The 278-nt window shown below is 68.0% G+C and carries 1 pseudogene; it reads right to left on the bottom strand.

The window, feature by feature from the left end:
* Positions 1–278, bottom strand: a pseudogene (locus EN852_RS40585) (hypothetical protein); the annotation flags it as partial.

The raw sequence follows: 278 nt of genomic DNA, 5'->3' as shown, positions 1-278 counted from the left end.
GGAACCTTGCGCAGGCCGCGCGTGGTGATGTCGTCGAAGCCGATGGTGCTGAGTGCCGCACCAGGCGCGAGGGCGGTGGGCGTGAGCAGGCCAAGATCGGTCGGATAGGCTGACAGCGCTAGCTGCCGGTCGAGACCGCCGCCGGTCACCACAATCGCATCAGCCTCGCCGGCAAGCGCGAAGCGGAAGCCTGCGCCGGGAACAAGCGTTCGGCTTTCAAGGACCTGGCCTTTGGCCATCACCGATAGCGTCGCCTCTATGGCGGCCGGGACCCTGCC

It is taken from the genome of Mesorhizobium sp. M2E.F.Ca.ET.209.01.1.1 (assembly GCF_004010375.2).
In the GTDB taxonomy this organism is placed as follows: Bacteria; Pseudomonadota; Alphaproteobacteria; order Rhizobiales; family Rhizobiaceae; genus Mesorhizobium.
This window is presented reverse-complemented; position numbering and strand designations above follow the sequence as displayed.